General features: G+C 48.0%; 22 protein-coding genes. 18 read left to right on the plus strand and 4 right to left on the minus strand.

From position 1 onward, the window contains the following. The first annotated feature begins 34 nt into the window (after window positions 1-34). Window positions 35-3,793, plus strand: coding sequence for a hypothetical protein (locus FC34_RS06905; RefSeq protein ID WP_057894685.1), 3,759 nt, complete (start codon window positions 35-37; stop codon window positions 3,791-3,793). A gap of 156 nt (window positions 3,794-3,949) precedes the next feature. Next, on the plus strand, window positions 3,950-5,041 hold the full coding sequence (locus FC34_RS06910) for a baeRF6 domain-containing protein (protein WP_157052268.1): 1,092 nt from the start codon (window positions 3,950-3,952) through the stop codon (window positions 5,039-5,041). A gap of 72 nt (window positions 5,042-5,113) precedes the next feature. On the opposite strand, the gene FC34_RS06915 is transcribed toward FC34_RS06910, so the two are convergent. Then, a complete protein-coding gene (locus FC34_RS06915; RefSeq protein ID WP_057894687.1) occupies window positions 5,114-6,949 on the minus strand; it encodes an FAD/NAD(P)-binding protein in 1,836 nt (611 codons plus the stop codon). A gap of 180 nt (window positions 6,950-7,129) precedes the next feature. Here FC34_RS06915 and FC34_RS06920 point away from each other — a divergent pair, with 180 nt between their 5' ends. Both FC34_RS06920 and FC34_RS06925 read left to right on the plus strand, forming a co-directional pair. Beyond that, the gene (locus tag FC34_RS06920; RefSeq protein ID WP_057894688.1) at window positions 7,130-8,488 is read left to right on the plus strand and encodes an FAD-dependent oxidoreductase; all 1,359 of its coding nucleotides are present in this window, start codon (window positions 7,130-7,132) and stop codon (window positions 8,486-8,488) included. 2 nt (window positions 8,489-8,490) lie between these two features. After that, window positions 8,491-9,126 carry an LVIS_2131 family protein gene (locus tag FC34_RS06925; protein WP_057894689.1) on the plus strand — a complete coding sequence of 212 codons (636 nt, stop codon included), beginning with the start codon at window positions 8,491-8,493 and terminating at the stop codon, window positions 9,124-9,126. A gap of 72 nt (window positions 9,127-9,198) precedes the next feature. Here the strand turns inward: FC34_RS06925 and FC34_RS06930 are convergent, their stop codons facing one another. Further along, entirely contained in the window at window positions 9,199-9,405 is a 207-nt protein-coding gene (locus FC34_RS06930; RefSeq protein ID WP_057894690.1) for an LBP_cg2779 family protein, read from the minus strand. A 149-nt stretch (window positions 9,406-9,554) separates the two neighbouring features. Between FC34_RS06930 and FC34_RS06935 the strand changes: the two genes are divergently transcribed. The 5 genes from FC34_RS06935 (at window position 9,555) to FC34_RS06955 (ending at window position 11,737) form a co-directional block, all read left to right on the plus strand. Next, the gene (locus tag FC34_RS06935) at window positions 9,555-9,857 is read left to right on the plus strand and encodes a hypothetical protein (RefSeq protein WP_057894691.1); all 303 of its coding nucleotides are present in this window, start codon (window positions 9,555-9,557) and stop codon (window positions 9,855-9,857) included. A 67-nt stretch (window positions 9,858-9,924) separates the two neighbouring features. After that, on the plus strand, window positions 9,925-10,464 hold the full coding sequence (locus FC34_RS06940; RefSeq protein ID WP_162259771.1) for a CvpA family protein: 540 nt from the start codon (window positions 9,925-9,927) through the stop codon (window positions 10,462-10,464). Between the two features lie 51 nt (window positions 10,465-10,515). Continuing rightward, complete coding sequence (locus FC34_RS06945) at window positions 10,516-10,971, plus strand: flavodoxin domain-containing protein (RefSeq protein ID WP_057894693.1); 456 nt, start codon at window positions 10,516-10,518, stop codon at window positions 10,969-10,971. 52 nt (window positions 10,972-11,023) lie between these two features. Then, window positions 11,024-11,263, plus strand: coding sequence for a hypothetical protein (locus FC34_RS06950; RefSeq protein WP_057894694.1), 240 nt, complete (start codon window positions 11,024-11,026; stop codon window positions 11,261-11,263). 108 nt (window positions 11,264-11,371) lie between these two features. After that, entirely contained in the window at window positions 11,372-11,737 is a 366-nt protein-coding gene (locus FC34_RS06955) for a hypothetical protein (protein ID WP_057894695.1), read from the plus strand. Here FC34_RS06955 and FC34_RS06960 read toward each other — a convergent pair. Then, a complete protein-coding gene (locus tag FC34_RS06960) occupies window positions 11,729-11,965 on the minus strand; it encodes a hypothetical protein (RefSeq protein WP_057894696.1) in 237 nt (78 codons plus the stop codon). The genes FC34_RS06955 and FC34_RS06960 overlap by 9 nt on opposite strands. Window positions 11,966-12,133: 168 nt before the next feature. Here FC34_RS06960 and FC34_RS06965 point away from each other — a divergent pair, with 168 nt between their 5' ends. Both FC34_RS06965 and FC34_RS06970 read left to right on the plus strand, forming a co-directional pair. After that, window positions 12,134-12,541 carry a pyridoxamine 5'-phosphate oxidase family protein gene (locus FC34_RS06965; protein WP_057894697.1) on the plus strand — a complete coding sequence of 136 codons (408 nt, stop codon included), beginning with the start codon at window positions 12,134-12,136 and terminating at the stop codon, window positions 12,539-12,541. Window positions 12,542-12,633: 92 nt separating this feature from the next. Continuing rightward, entirely contained in the window at window positions 12,634-13,272 is a 639-nt protein-coding gene (locus tag FC34_RS06970) for a hypothetical protein (protein WP_057894698.1), read from the plus strand. Window positions 13,273-13,353: 81 nt separating this feature from the next. On the opposite strand, the gene FC34_RS06975 is transcribed toward FC34_RS06970, so the two are convergent. Then, window positions 13,354-14,037, minus strand: coding sequence for a type 1 glutamine amidotransferase (locus FC34_RS06975; RefSeq protein ID WP_157052273.1), 684 nt, complete (start codon window positions 14,035-14,037; stop codon window positions 13,354-13,356). Window positions 14,038-14,253: 216 nt separating this feature from the next. On the opposite strand from FC34_RS06975, the gene rsmG reads away from it, so the two are divergent. From rsmG to FC34_RS07010, 7 genes are all read left to right on the plus strand, one after another. Continuing rightward, window positions 14,254-14,985 (plus strand): 16S rRNA (guanine(527)-N(7))-methyltransferase RsmG, encoded by a 732-nt coding sequence (gene rsmG, locus FC34_RS06980; RefSeq protein WP_057894700.1) that lies wholly within the window; start codon window positions 14,254-14,256, stop codon window positions 14,983-14,985. After that, window positions 14,985-15,869, plus strand: coding sequence for a nucleoid occlusion protein (gene noc, locus FC34_RS06985; RefSeq protein ID WP_057894701.1), 885 nt, complete (start codon window positions 14,985-14,987; stop codon window positions 15,867-15,869). Before rsmG ends, noc begins: the two co-directional genes overlap by 1 nt. A gap of 5 nt (window positions 15,870-15,874) precedes the next feature. Beyond that, the gene (locus FC34_RS06990) at window positions 15,875-16,642 is read left to right on the plus strand and encodes a ParA family protein (RefSeq protein ID WP_057894702.1); all 768 of its coding nucleotides are present in this window, start codon (window positions 15,875-15,877) and stop codon (window positions 16,640-16,642) included. Then, entirely contained in the window at window positions 16,632-17,501 is an 870-nt protein-coding gene (locus tag FC34_RS06995) for a ParB/RepB/Spo0J family partition protein (RefSeq protein ID WP_057894703.1), read from the plus strand. Before FC34_RS06990 ends, FC34_RS06995 begins: the two co-directional genes overlap by 11 nt. A 13-nt stretch (window positions 17,502-17,514) precedes the next feature. Further along, window positions 17,515-17,694, plus strand: coding sequence for a DUF951 domain-containing protein (locus FC34_RS07000; RefSeq protein WP_057894704.1), 180 nt, complete (start codon window positions 17,515-17,517; stop codon window positions 17,692-17,694). A gap of 158 nt (window positions 17,695-17,852) precedes the next feature. After that, the gene (ychF, locus tag FC34_RS07005; RefSeq protein ID WP_057894705.1) at window positions 17,853-18,953 is read left to right on the plus strand and encodes a redox-regulated ATPase YchF; all 1,101 of its coding nucleotides are present in this window, start codon (window positions 17,853-17,855) and stop codon (window positions 18,951-18,953) included. Between the two features lie 14 nt (window positions 18,954-18,967). Further along, on the plus strand, window positions 18,968-19,645 hold the full coding sequence (locus tag FC34_RS07010; RefSeq protein WP_057894706.1) for a DUF1129 domain-containing protein: 678 nt from the start codon (window positions 18,968-18,970) through the stop codon (window positions 19,643-19,645). Window positions 19,646-19,787 lie beyond the last annotated feature (142 nt).

Consider the following 19,787-nt stretch of genomic DNA (forward strand, 5'->3'; position numbering starts at 1 on the left):
TGTTCAGTCCAACGATTAATTTGGAGGGGTAAACATGAACCGATTAAAGCGTAAAACCGCTGAGGGGTCAGCGGTCTTTCGGAAGAAGCTTTTCAAGACCAAGAAGGGCTGGATGATGGCAGGAGTAGCGTCACTCGCATTAGCTGGGACGATGGCGTTGGGAGCGCCACAATCTGCACATGCGGCAGTAATTGATGTGTCAATTGGGCAAACGACACACGCTGATAACAACACCACCATTGATCGGAATACCGCACAGGTGGAAAGTAATGCGGTGGCTAACCAAGCCGCGGCAGGAATGACTGATGGAAAGTCGAACCTCAATGCCGATGGCGTGGTCTCGGCTGACAATGTGACCGTCACCAACAATCAGCGCAATATTACGGTAGTTGGCAAGAAGGACGATGGCTTACAAGTTAATGTGGGCGGCTCAGCACAACAACAAGTTGTCACACAGATTCCAACCGATTTGAAAGATCATGTCGCATTGGTTGGCTATGATAATCAACAAACAGTGACCGACAGTAAGAATGGTAATTTGGATATGAATCCTAACTACCAGCAGCCAAAAGCTGATGCGCAAGGCAATTACCAAAGCGCCGGTCAAACTGGGCAAGCCAAAGTGACGGTGACTATCAATGCCGCCAAAAACCAAGCCGCAATTACGGGGATTTCAGACGCAGTCCAGAAGAATAACGTCAAAGTGATTAATGCCGTGAAGTCGCTGCAAGAGGCGCTGAACGGCGCGGTTGGGACGTTAGCGAATCCTGCTGGCTCGGCTCTGAATTCCATTAAGTCTGTTTTGAAGAATTTTGGGGTCAACCTCGGCGACTTAGAAGCATTGCCAAGTATCCATGCCGATTTCAATCTCGGCGACGTGAACAAGCCTGGGACCGTGACTGGCGAGTTAGCGGCGGCGATGAAAGATTTGACGCCAGAAGCCTTAACGCAATTGACCAAGCTGGTGAACGTCCGCTTAGTCAATGACAATAAGGGTGGACAATATGTCGTCAGTGATGATTTTTCAACCTCAGTCGGGGATGCTGTGCATCAACACGTGAACGACGCCATCAACCGTACGGCCAATGCTCTTGATAAGGTGTATTTCACTTACACGCCATTGAGTGTTCCGGAATTGAAGTGGGCCGGTAATGTCGGTAATACACTGGGCCTGGCCTACAATGTCAGCATTTACTCAGCCATTAATGCTGTGGCCAAGGGGTTACAGAACTTTATTAATGCAGATAACGATCAAGTCAGTCTGTATGTCGACATTAGTGGTATCACCAAACAGAACAAGGCTATTCTTGGTCAGATTCCGTTAGTGGGTGGCTTCGTCGCTGACCAATTGAATAATTTCCTCCAGAATTTAGTGAATACGGCCTTTAATCCGTTGAAGGTTGCTGGTTATGCGGCCGACAATTTACTCAATGGCGCTCGCAATGCCATGCTCAGGACCGCTAGCAACTCCAATGCGTTAAGCAATCTGATTGGCTCCTTCCAACGCGGGACCACAACGGTCGAAATCCCAATGGTTGTCACCAATCCAGACTTGAGTCGCTTTAGTGGAGGCACAAAGGTTGCCGAGCGCTTTGGCTTGGTTTACACCAAGGATCACAATTTTGTGGAAGCAGCGGCCAATAGTAAGCCATTCGATACAACTAGCTTGGTGTATGAAGTGGTGAATAAAACGCGCGACAATGGTAGTCATACCGCAGATTACCAAGCAAAAGGGCAAACCAATCCTAATGGCCTGCAAGCTGAAATTGAACTTTCCCAGAAGCTGCTCCTTGCCGGTGGGATTAAAGATGATGTGGCAACGCAATTGCGCGCGGCCTATGCGAAGGCACAAACTGTCTACGCTGACAGTAACGCTACTCAAGCAGCCGTTGACCAAGCAGAACGGAGTTTGGAAGTGCTAAACCTGGCCATTTTGCCAACGAACACAGCCAAAACGCCACAAGTCATTGCCGTTGATCCAGCCGTGGCAGATAAACAACAACCTCAGAAGGCAAATGATCACAAGCTTTCGAATGGCATAGTTGTTGTTGATGATGGGTTCCAAGCTTTGAAGCCATCAGAATCGTCAACCTCAAGCTTTGCCCCAAACAATGACTACACGACCCAACAATTGAAGAACTTTAAGGACGCTTTTGCCACCCAAATTTCAGGGATGTTGACGCACTTCACGGGTAATGGGGATGCGAAGTACATTACTGATGTCAAAGGTGCCTTGAAGCAAGTTGGTTTCTCTGGCCAAATGATTGACCAATTCGTTGGCCATATGAACGACAAGGCATTCTGGGATACGTTGATGGCATCCCCACTCAAGGCAACGGCAGATTTAGCCAATAGCTTGGGTGCGACGGTCAATTCCAAGTTGTTGACAGGTCTATATAAGGTCGTTAATCCCGTCATTGTCTCCGTCATTGGGACGCCATTGTACAGTCAACCTGCTGATTCTTCGTGGGACGATTTGATGCTGGATGACGGCACCATGCCAATGAACATGGATGTTGATGCCATGATGCGGAAGCAAATGACCAATTTACACTGGGAAAAATCAACTGATCTCAGTGAAAGTCGCCGGGTGGTCTTTGACCTCAGCAAGTTGAACCTCGGTTTAGATGGCAAGGTCACGTTGCCAGATAACTTTGCGGGGAATACCTTGGGCGATTTTGCGGATCCAAACTTTGTTGCGAGCCATCCTGATCAGGTCTTGGCCGATTTATTGTCTTGGATGACTGGTCAACCCATTAAAGGCTTACCCGTTGATGAAAATACCGGCTATCTCGTCGGGTTCTTGTATAACCAAAATATTAGCAGCGCTTCAGGCGTCACCTTCCCAACCCTCAATGCTTTGATCGGTGGTTTTGTGGCGGGGTTGAGCGGCAATACCGTTGAACGGACCTTGGGAATGCTTGATGATCGCTTGGCTTCCAATGGCGGTAATCGACTCGTCGCAGCCATGGCCACCTTAGGGGACACCATTCGCCAACTGATCCGCTTTGACTTCCCAGATGTTGCCAACTGGTTACACGATGGGGTCTTCCAATTTATTCAATCAGCCAAGGCTAACAGTACCGCCGGTGGCCCAAGCGTGGCTAATACGGACGCACCAACAGCGGCAGAGTACAACAAGAAGTTCATGAACAATAAGGAAATGGCTGAGATGCAGATGTATCTCTTATCGGCATTGAGTGTGAATAACTTTGCGAACTTCTTAATTAAGACTTCTACTTCCTTGGTCGGCAGTGTGGTTGGGATTGCGACCTCTGCTATCAATGGTTTCATCCATCCGGGTGAACAAACACCTGGTGGCCAGGGCGCGTTGCTGACTGCGGCAGGCAAACTCGGAGGCAATGTTAGTGCTATTTTTGACACGATTGGTTCCTTAGTTGATGGCGCGCTGCGGACAATTCTTGGCGAAGCGGAGCATCCAATTTTGAGTGATGAGCCGGATCGCTTGGTCTTTGGCACTCTGGCTTCCGTGGTTACCGGGGTTAACTCCGTGCTCCATGGCGCGTTGGGCTTGCTCGATTCCGCCGGGGCGGGGGCACAACAGATGCTCACCGAAGCCTTTAATCGGATTAACGGCATCACTCAAAACCAAACGGTGATGGCACAAGTCACCAATGCTGTGCAGCAAAACGATGTGCCACTCTTCCACCGGTTACTCGGGGTGGGCAGTTCAGTTATTGATGCCACTACTGATTTGGTTTGGAACGCCATTGCGAGCGTCTTGAATATTTCGCAACTGATTCATCCCCATGGTTTCTCGAACCTAGTTTAATCAAAAACTGCCAATGAAAAGCGCGTTAATCGGACGATAATCCTATCAATCCGATGACGCGCTTTTTCTTACTCGCTGTAAGTAGCTTTTCTTGAAAACGAATTCTGTTTGCTGGTATGCTACGAGTAAGCAACTATAAGGAAGGTGGCAATGTTTATGGCAAGTGAAATTTCAACAGATTTACGGACATTCCTACAGGAGACAACTGATCAAGGACCTTTTGTGACCATCTATCTGCCGATGGAAGATGAGCAAATTCCTGAAAAGTCCAAGATTCAAATCAAGAATTTAGCCAAACATGCTGAAGGGGTGATGGCAACCGCTTGGCCTGAATCCAAGTGGGAGACGTTTGCACCCGCCATTGATCCATTCATCAATGACAGTTTGGCCTGGGCTGACATTCATGGCCATGGCTTTGGTCTCATCACTAACGGTAAGCGCACCTATGTTCAAGCGCTCGGCAATGTGGTGAACGAACAAGCCATGGTGACTGAAACACCACAAATTTTGCCATTACTTTTGGATAATCAACGTCATTTTGACTTTGATTTATTAGCACTGAACATTGACCGGGTTGAGTTCTACCACAATGATGGGACGACATTGACACCGGTAGCCCTGCCAGCAAATCCTGGACGGATGGAAGCAACAATCGGCGCCGAACTCCGTGGTGGCGAGAAGAATTCAGTCTCAAAGGGTCCTGACGAACTCTCTGATCAACGGCGGTACTATACGGATTTAGATAAATTCATTACCGATACGTATTCCAAGCCGCATCAACGTATGCTGATTCTGATTGGCCTGGCGCAAAATCTGCGAATGTTCCACGAAATCAGTAAGAACCTGTACTTGTCTAACCGCTATCAGATTGAGGCGAGTCCTGTAAACTTGACCAAGCCTGAACTGGACGATTTAGTTGACCAGATGCGCCAAGAATGGCGCAAGGATCAGTTCGAACATGCTTTAAATCGGATTGACCGGGCCACCAGCCAGAAACGCTACCGTTCAGATCTCGGCCAAGTTGTCGATGCCGTTGTAAACGGTGCAGTTGAACACCTCTATATCCAAAGTGGCGCCCGTTACAATGGCCGGATTAAGGACATGCAACTCGAAGGTAGTTCCGAACAAGCGCAACACAACAACTTGTTGAACGACCTGGCTGATATCGTCTTGGCCTTTGGTGGCAAAGTCACCTTGATGAATGCTGACTACTTCTCAGTGCCAGTGAGTGCTATTCTCAGATATTAAAATTGAATATTGAAAAGACGCCGTTTACACAGTGGTTGCTGTTTAAACGACGCCTTTTTTGTTATGAAGTATTTAATGACCTGCTTGTGTGGACCAAATGCTTTCAACCATTTGATCAGCGGTGCGTAAAGACACATCGTTGACCAGGGGCCGGGGGCTGGCGGTCGTTAGCCAGTGCACACCTTCTGTTGGTACGCCCCAGAAGTACAGGCCGGCTTGCAGATGATTGCTACTATTGAGCAATTGGTTCGTTTTGCGGTCGACGTTGACGGCTCCAGACTGGAAGCGTTTCTCAGTTTGCAGCTGGAGCGCATAAAGACTGGCATATTGGTCCGTCAGCAATTGCTGCATTAACGGATTAATCGCAGTTGGCGCACTGACGGCTGGCACACGGGCTTCGAACAGGGCTTTGGCTGTGTATGTCGTGTCATTGCTGGTTGTGCCGACAACGAAATGGTCTGCTTCGGTTTCGACGGTCATGCCGGGCGCTAACAGGGTAACGATACCGGCATCGACGAGGGCAGCCAATTGCTCAATCCGAATAACTGGCGGTCCGATGGACAAAAAGTCATTGAGAGGATTGAACCAACGCAGGAAGAAGTCTAGATATTGATCGTCAGTGAGCAGTTCACGTTCGATAATCTGCCGAATTGGGTCCCGCATATCTCGCAAGACTTCAAGCGCACTGGTAAGCGGGCCGGTCTTGGTGCCTTGTTCAGCAGCGGCAGCGTCATCTTGTAGGTAGGCCAGCATAAAGGTCTTAAAGTCTGCTGGTTCCGCGCTTTGTAATGGGGCTTGTAAGGCTTGCCAGTCGAGCTGGTCTGTGGAAGGAATCGCTGCGACAGCCCCTTCAGGATTAGCCTTAAATTCGGCTTGGAAAGTGGCAACATCGATTTCTGGATACGACTGTTCAATCAATAAGGTGTAATAGATATATTCCACTTCATGTTGTAAAAGCGTCCAGAATTCTTGCCCCGTAATATGGCCTTGTTTTTGGAACGTCTCAATCTGGGCATCGGTCAGAAACTGCGGTGGCCATTCTTCACCAGGCCCCTTTTGATTGCGACCCTTAGCGCGATAAGGAAAACCACGACGTGAACCAGCGATGATGTGGGGCTCTTTGCCGTTTTTGACGTAAGTGAGGTGCCCGTCGGCTTGGCGATCAAAATGGCCGCCACGTCCAATCGTAAAGCGGGCCATGAAATCAAAGAAACTGAGGCCTAAGCCCCGGACAATAACGTTGTCGCCAGCGGCAACAGTACTGAGGTCGGCTTCATTTGGGAAGCCAGGCTGGATGTAAGTGAGCTGATGCTCCGCAGCAAAGTCAGCCAGCTGCTCTTGCTCACGTGTTGGCGTGTTTTCAAGGTTACCCAGCGCCATGACAACTTCGTCCACGGCAATGACGCCATCTGTGGCTGTCACCTGGAATTGCTCACCGTGCTTTTGAACAGCACTCACGGGCACTTGATGAAGCGTAATAGTGGTATTGGCTTGCTTGCGCTGGTTGAGTTCGGCATAAACCCAGTGAATATAAGCCCCATAGAGGGCCCGGGAAGCATAGTCATTGGGCCCCAAACCGGCTGCTTCTTCAGCTAAATAATCCGGGAAACCCTGCGCCTTAATATAGTCTGGGCCAACACCGGCAGCCCAGTCGGCCAAATCGAGTCCTGGAGCTTGTGGGCCATTGGCTGCGACGCTTCGATCGTAGAATAAGGTGATCTGCTGAGTGGCCGTATTCATAATCAGTTCATGAGGTTGATCGACTTGCCAAACCCGGCCGCCGATACCATATGGATCGAACAGGTCAATGGATAATTCGGTCTCAGGATAATGCGCAGTTTGCCAGGCGAGCAAGCGCTCGAGAATGAGCATGCCGCGTGGGCCAGCGCCAATCAAAGCAATATGCATAACACAAAACTCCTTTATTCAATGTTACAAACATTATAGCGCGGCCTCTATAAAAATGCCGAGATGAAGGCCTTTGTTTTGTTAGACGAGAATGGCATAATAAAGCAGAAGCATTTTGCTTAATCGGGAAGTAGATTTTTATTCATAGATTATTGAAAGGTTCAAATAAAGGCGGTTAAAATGAAAGTTATTGTTGTCGGCAGCACACATGCAGGAACAGCTGCTGTTCAAGAAATCATCAATCAGCACCCAGAAACTGAAGTGACCGTATACGAACGACGGCCGGATATCTCGTTCTTATCCTGTGGCATTGCCTTGTATCTCGGTGGTGAGGTTCACAATCTTGATGATCTCTTTTTGAATCATGCTGATGTTCTCGAAAAATCAGCCCCTAAACTGCATTTTCAACTTGAACACGATGTCACCCATATTGATGCGGCGAATCATACTGTGACGGTTGTTGATCTCAAAACAAATGCTCAATTCACGGATCACTATGACAAGCTGGTTTTCTCTGCTGGCAGTTACCCAGTGATTCCGCCGCTGCAAGGGGTCACCATTCCACGAGTACTTTTGTGTAAGAGTTATGATGACGCGGTGGCAATTCATAAGACGGCGGCGACAGCCAGCAAAATCCTCATCATCGGTGGGGGCTATATTGGCGTCGAACTTGCTGAGGCTTACAGTCATTCAGGTAAAGCGGTGGGGCTAATTAACGGGGTGCGCCCGCTCCTAAGTCATTATGCTGATCAAGAAGTGAGTCAACGGGTGCGCGCAGACTTGGAAGATCACGGGGTAACATTGTATGATGAAACTGCCCTCAAATTTGACGGGGATGATCATCAAGTTTTCGTGCAAACCGACCTAGGTGAACACCAAGCGGACTTAGCGATTGTTTGTGTCGGCTTTCGGCCAATGACTGAGCTATTGCACGACCAAGTCGCCATGAACGCCGATGACTCGGTTCATGTTGACGACTATATGCAAACGAGTAATCCCGATATTTTTGCGGCGGGTGATGCCGTGGCGGTACACTTTAATCCGACGGGCAAGGATGCCTATACGCCTCTGGCAACTAATGCGGTGCGCCAAGGGAAGTTAGCTGGTATTAATCTGTTTAAACGCCGGGTTAAATATATGGGGACACAGGCGACCAGTGCTTTAACCTTATTTGGGAAGACCCTGGCTTCAACCGGGCTAACTGAGCTGTATGCGAAGAAAAGCGGCTTTGCGGCTGAGGCAGTGACCCTGACGGTGAATTATCGGCCCACATTCATGGCCTCGACTGTGCCAGTGCTCATGCGGCTTGTGTTTGATAGTGCCAATCGCCAAATCTTAGGCGGCCAGTTGTATAGTGAGTATGATGTTTCCCAGTCAGCCAATTTGTTGTCCGTGATGATTCAAAATCGCAATACAATTGATGACTTAGCTTATGTCGATATGCTTTTCAATCCGCACTATGACTATCCATGGCATTTCTTAAATTTATTAGGTCAAGCCGCCGTTGCGCGGGCTGACTCGACCACACAGGAGGACTAGTAATGAATCTTTGGAATCTAATTGGCCTGATTGCGTGGCTGCTCATTTTGGTTTATCTGATTTTTATTGTGATGAATATCCGGTCCCGACACATCAAGATGATTGTTTCGGGTCAACGGCGAGCAGCCAGTACAATTGTGACTGACATTGTTGAGGTTTTGGTGCTGTTTGGACTGCTTTGGGGAATGTCTTGGGTCACCTGGTTGCGGCCGGTGGATTATGGGGATACTTCAACCATCAGCGTTAAACACAGCTATGCCAATCTGGTCCTGCAAACTGGTGACACGCATTCATATTATGTTGCCGTGCGCTCTGGGAATGGTAAGGACCCCGTCCGCTACTTTACTTACTGGACGGAAGGTGCCAAATACGAAATTACCAGCCGCAACGCCACGATTGCCGACGGACCAGAACCCCTGACCATTGCAGCTTCAGGTTATCCCTGGTCCAAAAAGACTTTAACCAAGATGGACAAAATTACTGAAAAAGCTTATGTGGCCACGTATACTGGCACCTATAAGCCAACATTCTTAAACGGGTTAGGCATGCATGTGGGCCATAATGCCCAACGCTTCTCGATTCTGCGCATTCCCAATGATACGTTCGTGCGGATTGATCCCCTGGAAGATGAAGATTAAACCGTCATATCAAAAGGCCTCTGAGCTGACATTGCTGTCGCTCAGAGGCCTTTTGGTTTAGCTATTGTTAGCTTATTTACCCTTGGGTTTGTGTTCCATGTAGTTCCGTAAGTTGGCAACTACTGTCGGATCGGGGACTTCACGCATTGCCTTGATATTGTGGATGTGTTCCACAGAAACGTGGCTATTCAACGCCATCTCGGCATCGTTCAGATTATTCTTCCGTTGAAATTCGATGATTTCATGTGAAAAGTTGCTGATTTGTTGATTGTCGGCCAAAAATACTACCCCCTCTAAGTCTGTTTCTAGTATACCTAATTTCACCGGACTGCGCACAGTGAAACAAACTGCTTTTAAATCGAACAAACGTTTGGTATAATTAGGCTAACAAAATGATACCGCCGTGGACTTGAAATGAGGTGTGTAGAATGACAACATATGATTATCTTAACGAACTGGCTGCTAGTCAGCCAAACCGACAAATGAAGGTGCGTGTGTGGGATAACAAGCAGTTAATCTTGCGCAAGAATTTAAATCAAAATCGTGGCCTAGTTACTCAAGTCTGGGATGCCTGGTTACGCCAAGAATTGCGGCGTTTCTCTGGATTCGAGCCCGTGATTGAAGTGGATGAACATGGCGACCGTCCAATGGTGAAGTTCTATACTCAGAAGGAAGTCGCTGACGCGGTCCATTTCATTCTTCACGCTGATGATTCTGTAAAAATTGCATAAATTAGGCTTAAGTCGGTGGTCACCCCGGCTTATTTTTTTATACTTAGAAGATATTACAAATAGAGGAGTGGCTATCGTGATTCTCAGTGGGATTATTATTGTATGGTTGTTGTTAGCTGCTGTTGGTGGCTATCACCGCGGGGTTGTGGCGGTGATTTTGAGTTTGATCGGTAACATTCTTGCGATTGCAGTCGCCTTGGGTGGCGCTAGTGGGTTGGCATCCTGGTTCCAAAACCTGAATCAGAGCGCAGGGGTACAAGCCCCTTCGATGACAGCCGTCATCATCGCGTTCTTTGTGATTCTGATTGTGGCGCGGCTCCTAGTGCGAGTGGTCATTTCTTGGACGCGCATCCTGACCCATTTGCCGGTGGTCCGGCAAATCAATGGCTTGGCGGGGATGGTGCTTTCTGGTGGGATGCACTATTTAATCATTAGCTTGGTGTTAGGCGTCTTGTTGATTGCACCGGGTGCGAATCTGCTCGATCAATACGCAGAATCGCCAGTCGCCCAATTTGTCACGAAGAATAGTCCGTTTCATGATGAACTAGGTAACTGGTTGCAAACGCCAAGTGATGATGGGACAGTGCCTGCAACAACGAATGTGTAAGCTTTTACATTGTCGGTCAGTTGCGTATACTGAACGTAGAGGTGATCGCACATGCGGGTATTAATTCTATATGCGTCCATTACCGGCAATGCTCTGGGAATGGCGCGGGTTTTGCAACAATACTTTGAATACAGAAATATTGATGTCACCATGGCTGAAATGCAGCAGACAGCTGCGGAATCACTGAAGGAATATGATGCCGTCGCACTGGCAACTTATACCTGGACAGGGGGCACGATTCCGGAAGAAACGGAAGACTTTTTCCTCGATTTATCGGCGACCGACTTCTCCCAAAAACCACTCATTTTTGGCGTGGTGGGGACCGGCGACCCGTATTATGGCGAGGATTATAACACTGCCCCGGCACTATTTACGGCGAACTTACGGGCTAGTGGTGCCATCCAAGGTGCGACTACCGTCAAAATTGAACAAGGAGTTTCCGACGAAACAATGCCTTTGCTGGTTAATTTCGCCAAAGAACTGATAACCTCAGTTGAGAAGCTTTAGCTGTTTGGTCGGGCTGAGGCTGGTATAATTGCGTTAGAAAGGTGGGATAGCGATGGATGAGATTATTTTCTTTAATCCTGGCGATGCACTTGCTAGTAACTATGACTACCAAGAAGCACGACGCAGTGCTGAAATCTACAAAGTTGACCACGCTGTTGATGAGGGATTAGTGGTCGCCCGCGATGCCAATGGGCAGTTCGCTGTGTTCTATGAAGCGGCCGGTGACCCTAAAGTGACGGCTGTTTCTGATCCCCAGAAGGTGGGTAAGTACACCATCTTAGCCCATCTCTAGTACGATGTTATGTGTGAATAAGGCGAGGCGCGGGCCAAACTGCTGGCTGCTGGCGACCTCGCCTTATCTTGTGATCCGCCCTAAAAATTCCAGATTGGACTGAGTATCGTGCATAATCCTAAATTAACTGGTCAAAAAATCAGCTTGGCGCTCTTGCTAATCGTCCTAATTGTGGCTGTGATTAACCTGTTTCGCCAGGGACATCCAGAAGTTCTGACCCTCGGTGGGCTAGGCGTCGCGATTGGGGTTGTCTTGGTCTTGCTGATTTATGATTTCTGGCGTAATCCGGCCAAAGAAAGTGCGGACCCTTTGGTCTGGGATCCGCAAATTGTAGTTGATTACGCTAAAGAAGCACTGGTAGATCATGATTTACCCCGGACGAAAAAAATGGTGATGAGCAAATTTGTCATCACCGATGAAGAAGCAGATGCGTTGATTGCGCAAGCCGTTGAAGAACGGGCCGCTTCAAAGTAAATTTGGTAAGGACCGGTCTGCCGGTGCTTGTGTCATTAATACTTGGCAACGCCATAATAAATAATGTTCATTATAATTTTGCCGAGTCCGCGCAATCAGACTTGTCAACGCAGCTTGCACTTGATCCGAGGTTGTTGGGTCAAGTGCTTTTTGTGTGGCGCAAAGGGTTCGATAATCCTCAAGTTCTTGGCGGGCCGCCTCGTACAATTCATCCAACTCATCTCGCATAATACCAGCACTCCTTGTTTGACTTATTTCCAGTATAGCCTATCACGAATTGATGGCATTAATTATGCTTGTTATATGTTTAACTAACTAAAATTGAGTAAACAAATGGCCTGGAATCTGTTACACTGAAGATGGTTACAAAAAGTTAGTAAAAGGGGAGCTGATTTAATGGCAACATTAACGCCAGAAATGCAAAAGATGATTGGTGAGCAACTGAATTTCCTCGCCACCGTTGACGAAGACGGCAATCCGCAAGTAGGACCGAAAGGCACCATGCGGGTTTTTGATGAGACCCATTTGATTTACAACGAAGAGACCGGCAAACAGGCATGGCATAATTTGCACCAGAATGGTAAGGCAGCCGTGGCCGTTGTGGATCGACCAGCCTTAAAAGGCTTTCGGTTTGAGGGCACGGTTGAGTTCCACGATGAGGACCAAATTTTTAAAGACGCGCAGGCATTTGCTGAAGCGCGTCACTTACCTGATGCTATTGCGGCTGTGGTCATTAAAGTGGAACGCATTTATAAGTTAGACGCAGGCGCCCAAGCAGGTGATTTGATTGAAGCAGACCATTAGCTAACCGCGAAATATCACCGCTGAAGTCTCGAAACGAGATAAAATGTCAAGTCGGTGGTATATTTGCCTCAAATACATGAGGAGGCGCCGAGATGGCATTTTTATTCGATTGGTCAGAGATGGAAACGGACGAGTACACAACTGATACACAGAACGGCTCGGTCGTGCAATTGGGTGAACGCAACTACATCATGCTAAGTGGATCAGGCGATGAACAGTCTGATCAATTCATGCAAGATGCGGCAGCGATGTTAACTTTGGGTCAATTTATGACAGAAGCACCGGATCACGGCATTGAGATTGAGGGTTTCCGGAACTATAATCACTACCCACTCAATGTCAGTTGGCATGGTGACTTCACGAGTCCCCATAAAGATTACGAGATGCTGATGAAGCACCCTAACTTTATGCCGAAGGCGGCTGTTGATGCGGCCATCGAACAGCTCGGCGCAACAAATCCGATTATTAAGAAAATTCATTACGGCCGCTTCGAAGAAGGCCTTGAAGCTCAGATTGGACATGTGGGTCTCATTAACCAAGCCACGATTGATATGTTGAAGCACTTTATTGAGAGCACGCCTTTTGAGATTGATACCACTGACACCGCGCACCGAGAATTGTATCTGAATGATATCACCAAGGCCCCACGGGATCAGTGGCAAACGATTCTGCGTCAACGGGTTGTTGGCAAGGGGTCAGCTGGCGATCGCTATCCGATTATCTTCAACTAAAACCAGGTGCGACAAAAGACAGTTTGTTCAGAAACTAAAAAGGAGTTGTGACAAAACATAGTTTTGTCACAACTCCTTTTCTTATGCTTGCGCTGGAGTAGCCAAGCGCGCGTTATGATTGTCAATAATCATTTTCGCTACGGCTTTTGCGATGTTTTCGTTCCGCAAGATTGGGCCATGGGCATAGCTACCAATGACGCCCTTGTACCGCATGCCTTCCACGCCGTCGTCGGGATTGTTGCCATAACCCTGAATCATTTTGCCGAGGGGTTTCAGTTTATCTTTATCATCGAAGTAGGTGCGACCGCTATGGTTTTCGAAGGCCTTGACCGGGCCGAATTCTGTTTCGAATTCAGTGTCGCCAATCATGCGACTATCAGGTTTGAAGACGGTATGCAGTGGCAGGATGCCCAGTCCATCAATGACGGTTCCGTCAATCATCTTGTAGTAGCTGCCAAGTAACTGATAGCCACCACAGATGGCCAACATTGGCTTGCCAGCTTCAATGTAGTCTTTCATGGTGCTTTGATGCCGTAGTAAGTCCTTTGCGACCACGGTTTGCTCATAATCTTGGCCACCGCCAAAGAAGAGAAAATCGTAATCGTTCGCATCAAACTTGGCGTCCAGGCTGACATTGTCCACTTGGACTTCATAGCCGTCCTTATTGAGTAAATAGCGGAGGATCTTCACGTCGCCGCTATCCCCGTAAGTGTTCATCAGGTCCTCATAGAGGTAGGCAATCTTGATTAATTTATCATCAGCCACTGTCGTCATCGCTCCTTTTGTATTTTGGCTTAATATAGCACAGCTGCGGGTAAAATACCATGCTTGAGGCAGTCAAGACCGCCAGCATGGCCGTCGGTGTTCCACGTGAAACAAAGCGGTAAATTGGCTTGTACATAAAAGTAGTGTAAGTTAGAATGAAAAGGTACGTGAAACAAGGTTGTTTCACGATTTTAGGCAGAGATAATGGAGGCCACAATGAATCCAGAAGCTTTCCAAGCGGCCCTGGCAGCGGTTGGTATCAACTTAACCGCTGATCAAATGCAGCAATTTCATCTTTACTATACTTATCTCGTTGAAGAAAACGAGAAAATGAACCTGACCGGTATTACGGCTGAGCCAGAAGTTTACTTAAAACATTTCTATGATTCCCTGACCCTAGCGCTAGAAGTACCAGCTTTGCAGACTGAAGCATTATCCTTGTGCGATGTTGGCTCCGGAGCTGGGTTCCCATCAATTCCGCTCAAGATTGCTTTTCCTCAACTAAGCATCACGATTGTGGATTCCCTCAATAAGCGGATTGGGTTCTTATCCCGTTTAGTCGCTCAATTGAATCTGGAAGGCGTGGCGCTATACCATGACCGTGCGGAAACGTTCGGCGGTAAACGCAGTGTCCACCGGGAAAACTTTGACTTAGTCACTGCTCGGGCGGTAGCACCACTGAATGTCTTAGCTGAACTGTGCTTACCGCTGGTTAAATTACATGGTCAGTTTGTCGCGATGAAAGCTGCGCAAACCGACCAAGAATTGACTGAAGCTGAGCCAGCACTGATGCAATTAGGTGGTAAGTTGGCCGCAGACAAACAAGTTGTGCTGCCAGGTCTGACAGACGCGCGCCACTTGTTGATTATTGATAAGGTGAAGGCCACACCGGCCCGTTTCCCGCGGAAGCCAGGGACGCCAAGTAAACAACCATTAGGAGGCCAATGATGGCATTATTTTTCAATCGAAAAAAAGAAGAGGTTCCTGATAAGACAGTCGTTCGAGACGTGCCTCTGCATCAAATTGTGCCGAACCGTTTCCAACCGCGGAAGGTTTTCGCACAAGGCGCAATCGACGACTTAGCCCAGACTATTAAAGAGCACGGTTTACTCCAACCTATTGTGTTACGGGAATATGAACCCGAGCATTATGAAATTATTGCCGGTGAACGGCGTTTCCGGGCGATGCAAACGTTGAATTTCGAAACGGCGCCAGCAATTGTCCAGAAGATGTCTGATTCTGAATCAGCATCCATGGCTCTGATTGAAAATCTGCAACGGGAAGGGTTAACGGCGATTGAAGAGGCTCAAGCCTACGCCGATTTGATGAGTCTTAATCATATTACCCAAAGTGCTTTAGCTGAACAGATGGGGAAGAGCCAGTCCTTTATTGCGAATAAATTACGGCTTTTGAAACTATCAGAGCCCGCCCAGAATGCCATTTTGAACAATGAAATTAGCGAACGCCACGGCCGGGAATTGTTGAAGTTGGACGATTATCATCAACAATTGATGCTCCACCGGATTATGGCTGAGGGTTTAACCGTTAAAGAAACCTATGCGGCCGTCACTGAGATTGTCGATCCGCAACCTGAGGTCCAAGCAGCCCCTGATGAGGAAGAAGTCAAGCCGACGACTCCGAAAGCAAAGCCAGCTAAAAAGGCCAAAAGCAAAGCGAAGAGTCTTGGTGGCCAAGATCCACGCTTGGCCATTAACACGATTCGGCAGTCGCTCAGTATGGTTGAACAATCTGGGATGACCATTACTTCTCGTGAAGAAGAGGACAAAGATGTTTATCGTTTTGTCATCGAAATCCCAAAGACGGAGGACTAGCCCTAATGGCACATGTAATTGCAATTGCAAATCAAAAAGGCGGCGTGGGTAAAACAACAACAACCATCAATTTGGGTGCTTGCCTCGCCAGTATGGGAAAACGCGTCTTAATCATTGACGCCGATGCGCAGGGAAATGCGACCAGTGGGCTCGGCATTCAAAAGGCCCAGGTTGAACAAGATATTTATGACTTATTGGTCAACGAAGTGCCAATTCAAGACACCATTCTGCACACCAAAAACGAGAATTTGGATATCGTGCCGGCAACCATTCAATTGGCCGGGGCTGAAATTGAATTAACCAGCCAAATGGCCCGTGAAATGCGACTGAAGCTGGGGTTAGAACCTGTTCAAGATGATTATGATTATGTGTTAGTTGACTGCCCACCTTCATTAGGTCAGCTTTCGATTAACGCCTTTACCGCCAGTGATTCGATTCTGATTCCCGTTCAAAGTGAATACTATGCGCTGGAAGGCTTGAGCCAATTGCTCAATACAATTCGACTCGTGCAGAAGCACTTCAATCCAAACCTGAGCATTGAAGGGGTCTTGTTGACCATGTATGATGCTCGGACGAATTTGGGCGCGCAAGTGATTAATGAAGTGCAGTCGTATTTTGGTGACAAAGTGTATGCGACCATCATTCCGCGGATTACGCGCTTAGCTGAAGCCCCAAGCTATGGGCAACCAATCATTGATTATGATCCAAAGTCTCGTGGCGCTGAAGTTTACCAAGATTTGGCCAAGGAGGTCCTCGAAGCTCATGGCAAATAAGAATAATAAAGGGCTTGGTCGGGGCATTGATGCCATTTTCTCCGACTTTGAAAGCCCAGCAGTCGCAACCGATAATGTTGAATCATTGCCTTTGGCCGATATTCGGCCTAACCCTTATCAGCCGCGCAAGACGTTTGACGAAGCAGCACTGGCTGAATTGAGTGCTTCGATTAAACAAAGCGGCGTCTTTCAACCCATCATTGTCCGCAAAAGTGTGAACGGCTATGAAATCATCACCGGTGAACGCCGGTTTCGGGCTTCAAAGCTAGCCGGTAAGGACACAATTCCGGCCATTGTGCGTGACTTCGATGAGGCAGCCATGATGGAAGTTGCAGTTCTTGAGAACTTGCAACGTGAAGACTTGACTGCCTTGGAAGAAGCGCAGGCCTATGATACGCTGATTAAGCGGCTGCATTTGACCCAAGCTGAGGTGGCTGATCGCCTCGGCAAAAGTCGGCCCTATATCGCCAATTATTTGCGGTTGTTGACCCTGCCTAACGAAGTGAAACAACTTTTGGATCAAGGCAAACTCGCCATGGGTCAGGCTCGGACGTTATTGTCCTTAAAAGACAAATCGCGTCTGGTGGCAGTGGCGAAACGCACAGTTAAAGAACAATTGACCGTGCGTCAATTGGAGCAGCTCATCAATCAGTTGAACCATGCCGCAAAGAAACCAGCGGCCAAACAAACCCCAAAATCACCTTACTTACGGGCCAGCGAGAACCAACTTGGCGATCGCTTTGGCACCAAGGTGAATATTGCGGCTAACCGGAAAGGCCAGGGCAAAATCGAAATTGATTTTGTTTCTGAGACTGATTTGAATCGGATTCTGGCTTTGTTAGATGTCAATATCGACTAACGGAGGTATTGTGATGTACGAATTACATGATATGGTCCAAATGAAAAAGCCCCATGCCTGCGGGACCAATCGCTTTGAAATTATTCGCTTAGGCATGGATATTAAAATCAAATGCACTGGTTGCGGCCACATTGTTATGATGCCCCGCGGTGAGTTTGATAAAAAATTGAAAAAAGTTTTAGAGCGCGAGTAAGCACGGGAATCATCGAGTACCAACACAGGCCCGAAAAATCGACGGGTTAGGTCGATTGCGGGACAAGTTGGACGGAGATGATTGTGCTTGCAAGCGCGTTTAGGTGAGACAGCCTATTCTCAGCACAACCAATAAAAAAACAGAAAGAGTGGACTTACATGGCTTTAACAGCAGGTATCGTGGGGTTACCCAACGTCGGGAAATCAACCCTTTTTAACGCAATTACGAAGGCGGGCGCTGAAATGGCGAACTATCCCTTCGCCACAATTGATCCAAACGTCGGTATGGTTGAAGTGCCCGACGCTCGTTTAGCTCGGATTGATGAACTCATTCCTGCTAAGAAAATCATTCCTACCACATTCGAATTTACCGACATTGCCGGAATCGTGAAGGGGGCTTCAAAGGGTGAAGGTCTAGGAAACAAGTTCCTGGAAAACATTCGCCAAGTGGATGCCATTGTCCATGTTGTGCGTGCCTTTGATGACGATGAAATCACCAGTGTCACCGGCAAAGTTGATCCATTAGATGACATCGAAACCATCAATTTAGAGTTGAGCCTGGCTGATTTGGATAGCGTCAACAAGCGCTATGCTCGCGTTGAAAAGATTGCGCGGACCAAGGATAAAGAAGCTGAAGCAGAATTTGCCGTCCTGCAAAAGATTAAGCCCGTCCTTGATGAAGGCGGCGCTGTTCGGAGTATTGATCTCGACAAGGATGAACAAAAGATTGTCAAAGGTCTGTTCTTATTAACCAGCAAGCCTGTTTTATATGTGGCTAATATTGCAGAAGACGACATGGCTGACCCAGATGCCTCACCATACGTTAAGCTCATTGAAGACTACGCAGCCAAAGAAGGCGCTGAAGTGATTGCTGTCTCAGCCCGGACAGAAGAAGAAATTGCTGAACTCGATGACGCTGACAAAGCTGACTTCTTAGCTGCTGAAGGGGTGTCCGAATCTGGTTTGGACAAGTTGATTAAGGCCAGCTATCACTTGTTGGGACTGGCGACCTTCTTCACTGCTGGTGGCAAGGAAACGAAGGCCTGGACGTTCAAACGTGGCATGAAAGCACCACAAGTGGCCGGGATTATTCATTCAGATTTCGAACGCGGATTTATTCGGGCCGAAACCATGTCCTTTGCTGATCTCGACAAATATGGCAGTGTGGCAGCTGTCAAAGAAGCCGGCCGTTACCGGTCTGAAGGTAAAGAATACGAAGTGGAAGATGGCGACATCATCGAATTCCGCTTTAATGTCTAGAGGAGGAACGATTTTTGGCTGAAACAGAAACTACCGACAACCAACCGACCGTCGATGTTGAGGCGTTGATTGGTCAATTAAGTAAGAAAAATGATGATTATATTTTCAAGTTCCGCCGGGAATTGAACGACCATGCCATTCCTGAAGCACAACAACAAACCATTTTGGCAGAAATGTTACCAGAGATGCTGGCCGCCCAGAAGCAAGGTAAGCCAGCCACTCAATTATATGGGCCGGTCACGGTCAAAGTAGAAAGTATCCTCAATGCGCCCAAGCCAGTGAAGAAACAGCCATATTGGCTGGTAGCGACTGACATGTCACTGTTCTTCTTGAGTTTGTTTGCCCTGGTGTACGGGGTGGGGGCATACTTCAATCCCAAGTCCGTCACCGGTGCCGGGGGCTTAGTGCCAATGCTGCTGATGGCGTTGATGGCTGGGTTCGTCTTCAGTTACTACAATGAATGGACCCGTTCACCTAAAGATCAACGGCGGCCAATGTGGCAGATTCTGATTGGCGCGATGTTGATTATCCTGCTGTTCTCCTTGCTCTCAAGTACCGTTGGGCAGATCAAGAGTCCTGTGACGAGCGCGATGAGCTGGATTGCGGATGCCGTCCTTGCGGCAGTTGCTTACGGGGCCCATTGGTTGCTCAAACGCCAATACGGCCTGCGTGGCGTTTTCAGCCCACAATAACCAAAAAAATCCGCCATGCGCGGATTTTTTTATTGGTCTAGTCGCAAAGTGACATTTTTGTTAGGGGTTGTTTGATTGACAGGGGAAGCGACTGGACCTATGCTGACGGTATCAAATAATGATTGGTATGGAAATCGAGGGC

The sequence above is a fragment of the Lacticaseibacillus brantae DSM 23927 genome, from assembly GCF_001436115.1.
Lineage (GTDB): Bacteria > Bacillota > Bacilli > Lactobacillales > Lactobacillaceae > Lacticaseibacillus > Lacticaseibacillus brantae.

What these genes read in the sequence shown, in the direction of transcription:
- FC34_RS06905 (WP_057894685.1), top strand. Translation starts at nt 35, where the DNA reads ATGAACCGATTAAAGCGTAAAACCGCTGAGGGGTCAGCGGTCTTTCGG.
- FC34_RS06910 (WP_157052268.1), top strand. Translation starts at nt 3,950, where the DNA reads ATGGCAAGTGAAATTTCAACAGATTTACGGACATTCCTACAGGAGACA.
- FC34_RS06915 (WP_057894687.1), bottom strand. Translation starts at nt 6,949, where the DNA reads ATGCATATTGCTTTGATTGGCGCTGGCCCACGCGGCATGCTCATTCTC.
- FC34_RS06920 (WP_057894688.1), top strand. Translation starts at nt 7,130, where the DNA reads ATGAAAGTTATTGTTGTCGGCAGCACACATGCAGGAACAGCTGCTGTT.
- FC34_RS06925 (WP_057894689.1), top strand. Translation starts at nt 8,491, where the DNA reads ATGAATCTTTGGAATCTAATTGGCCTGATTGCGTGGCTGCTCATTTTG.
- FC34_RS06935 (WP_057894691.1), top strand. Translation starts at nt 9,555, where the DNA reads ATGACAACATATGATTATCTTAACGAACTGGCTGCTAGTCAGCCAAAC.
- FC34_RS06945 (WP_057894693.1), top strand. Translation starts at nt 10,516, where the DNA reads ATGCGGGTATTAATTCTATATGCGTCCATTACCGGCAATGCTCTGGGA.
- FC34_RS06950 (WP_057894694.1), top strand. Translation starts at nt 11,024, where the DNA reads ATGGATGAGATTATTTTCTTTAATCCTGGCGATGCACTTGCTAGTAAC.
- FC34_RS06960 (WP_057894696.1), bottom strand. Translation starts at nt 11,965, where the DNA reads ATGCGAGATGAGTTGGATGAATTGTACGAGGCGGCCCGCCAAGAACTT.
- FC34_RS06965 (WP_057894697.1), top strand. Translation starts at nt 12,134, where the DNA reads ATGGCAACATTAACGCCAGAAATGCAAAAGATGATTGGTGAGCAACTG.
- FC34_RS06970 (WP_057894698.1), top strand. Translation starts at nt 12,634, where the DNA reads ATGGCATTTTTATTCGATTGGTCAGAGATGGAAACGGACGAGTACACA.
- rsmG (WP_057894700.1), top strand. Translation starts at nt 14,254, where the DNA reads ATGAATCCAGAAGCTTTCCAAGCGGCCCTGGCAGCGGTTGGTATCAAC.
- noc (WP_057894701.1), top strand. Translation starts at nt 14,985, where the DNA reads ATGGCATTATTTTTCAATCGAAAAAAAGAAGAGGTTCCTGATAAGACA.
- FC34_RS06990 (WP_057894702.1), top strand. Translation starts at nt 15,875, where the DNA reads ATGGCACATGTAATTGCAATTGCAAATCAAAAAGGCGGCGTGGGTAAA.
- FC34_RS06995 (WP_057894703.1), top strand. Translation starts at nt 16,632, where the DNA reads ATGGCAAATAAGAATAATAAAGGGCTTGGTCGGGGCATTGATGCCATT.
- FC34_RS07000 (WP_057894704.1), top strand. Translation starts at nt 17,515, where the DNA reads ATGTACGAATTACATGATATGGTCCAAATGAAAAAGCCCCATGCCTGC.
- ychF (WP_057894705.1), top strand. Translation starts at nt 17,853, where the DNA reads ATGGCTTTAACAGCAGGTATCGTGGGGTTACCCAACGTCGGGAAATCA.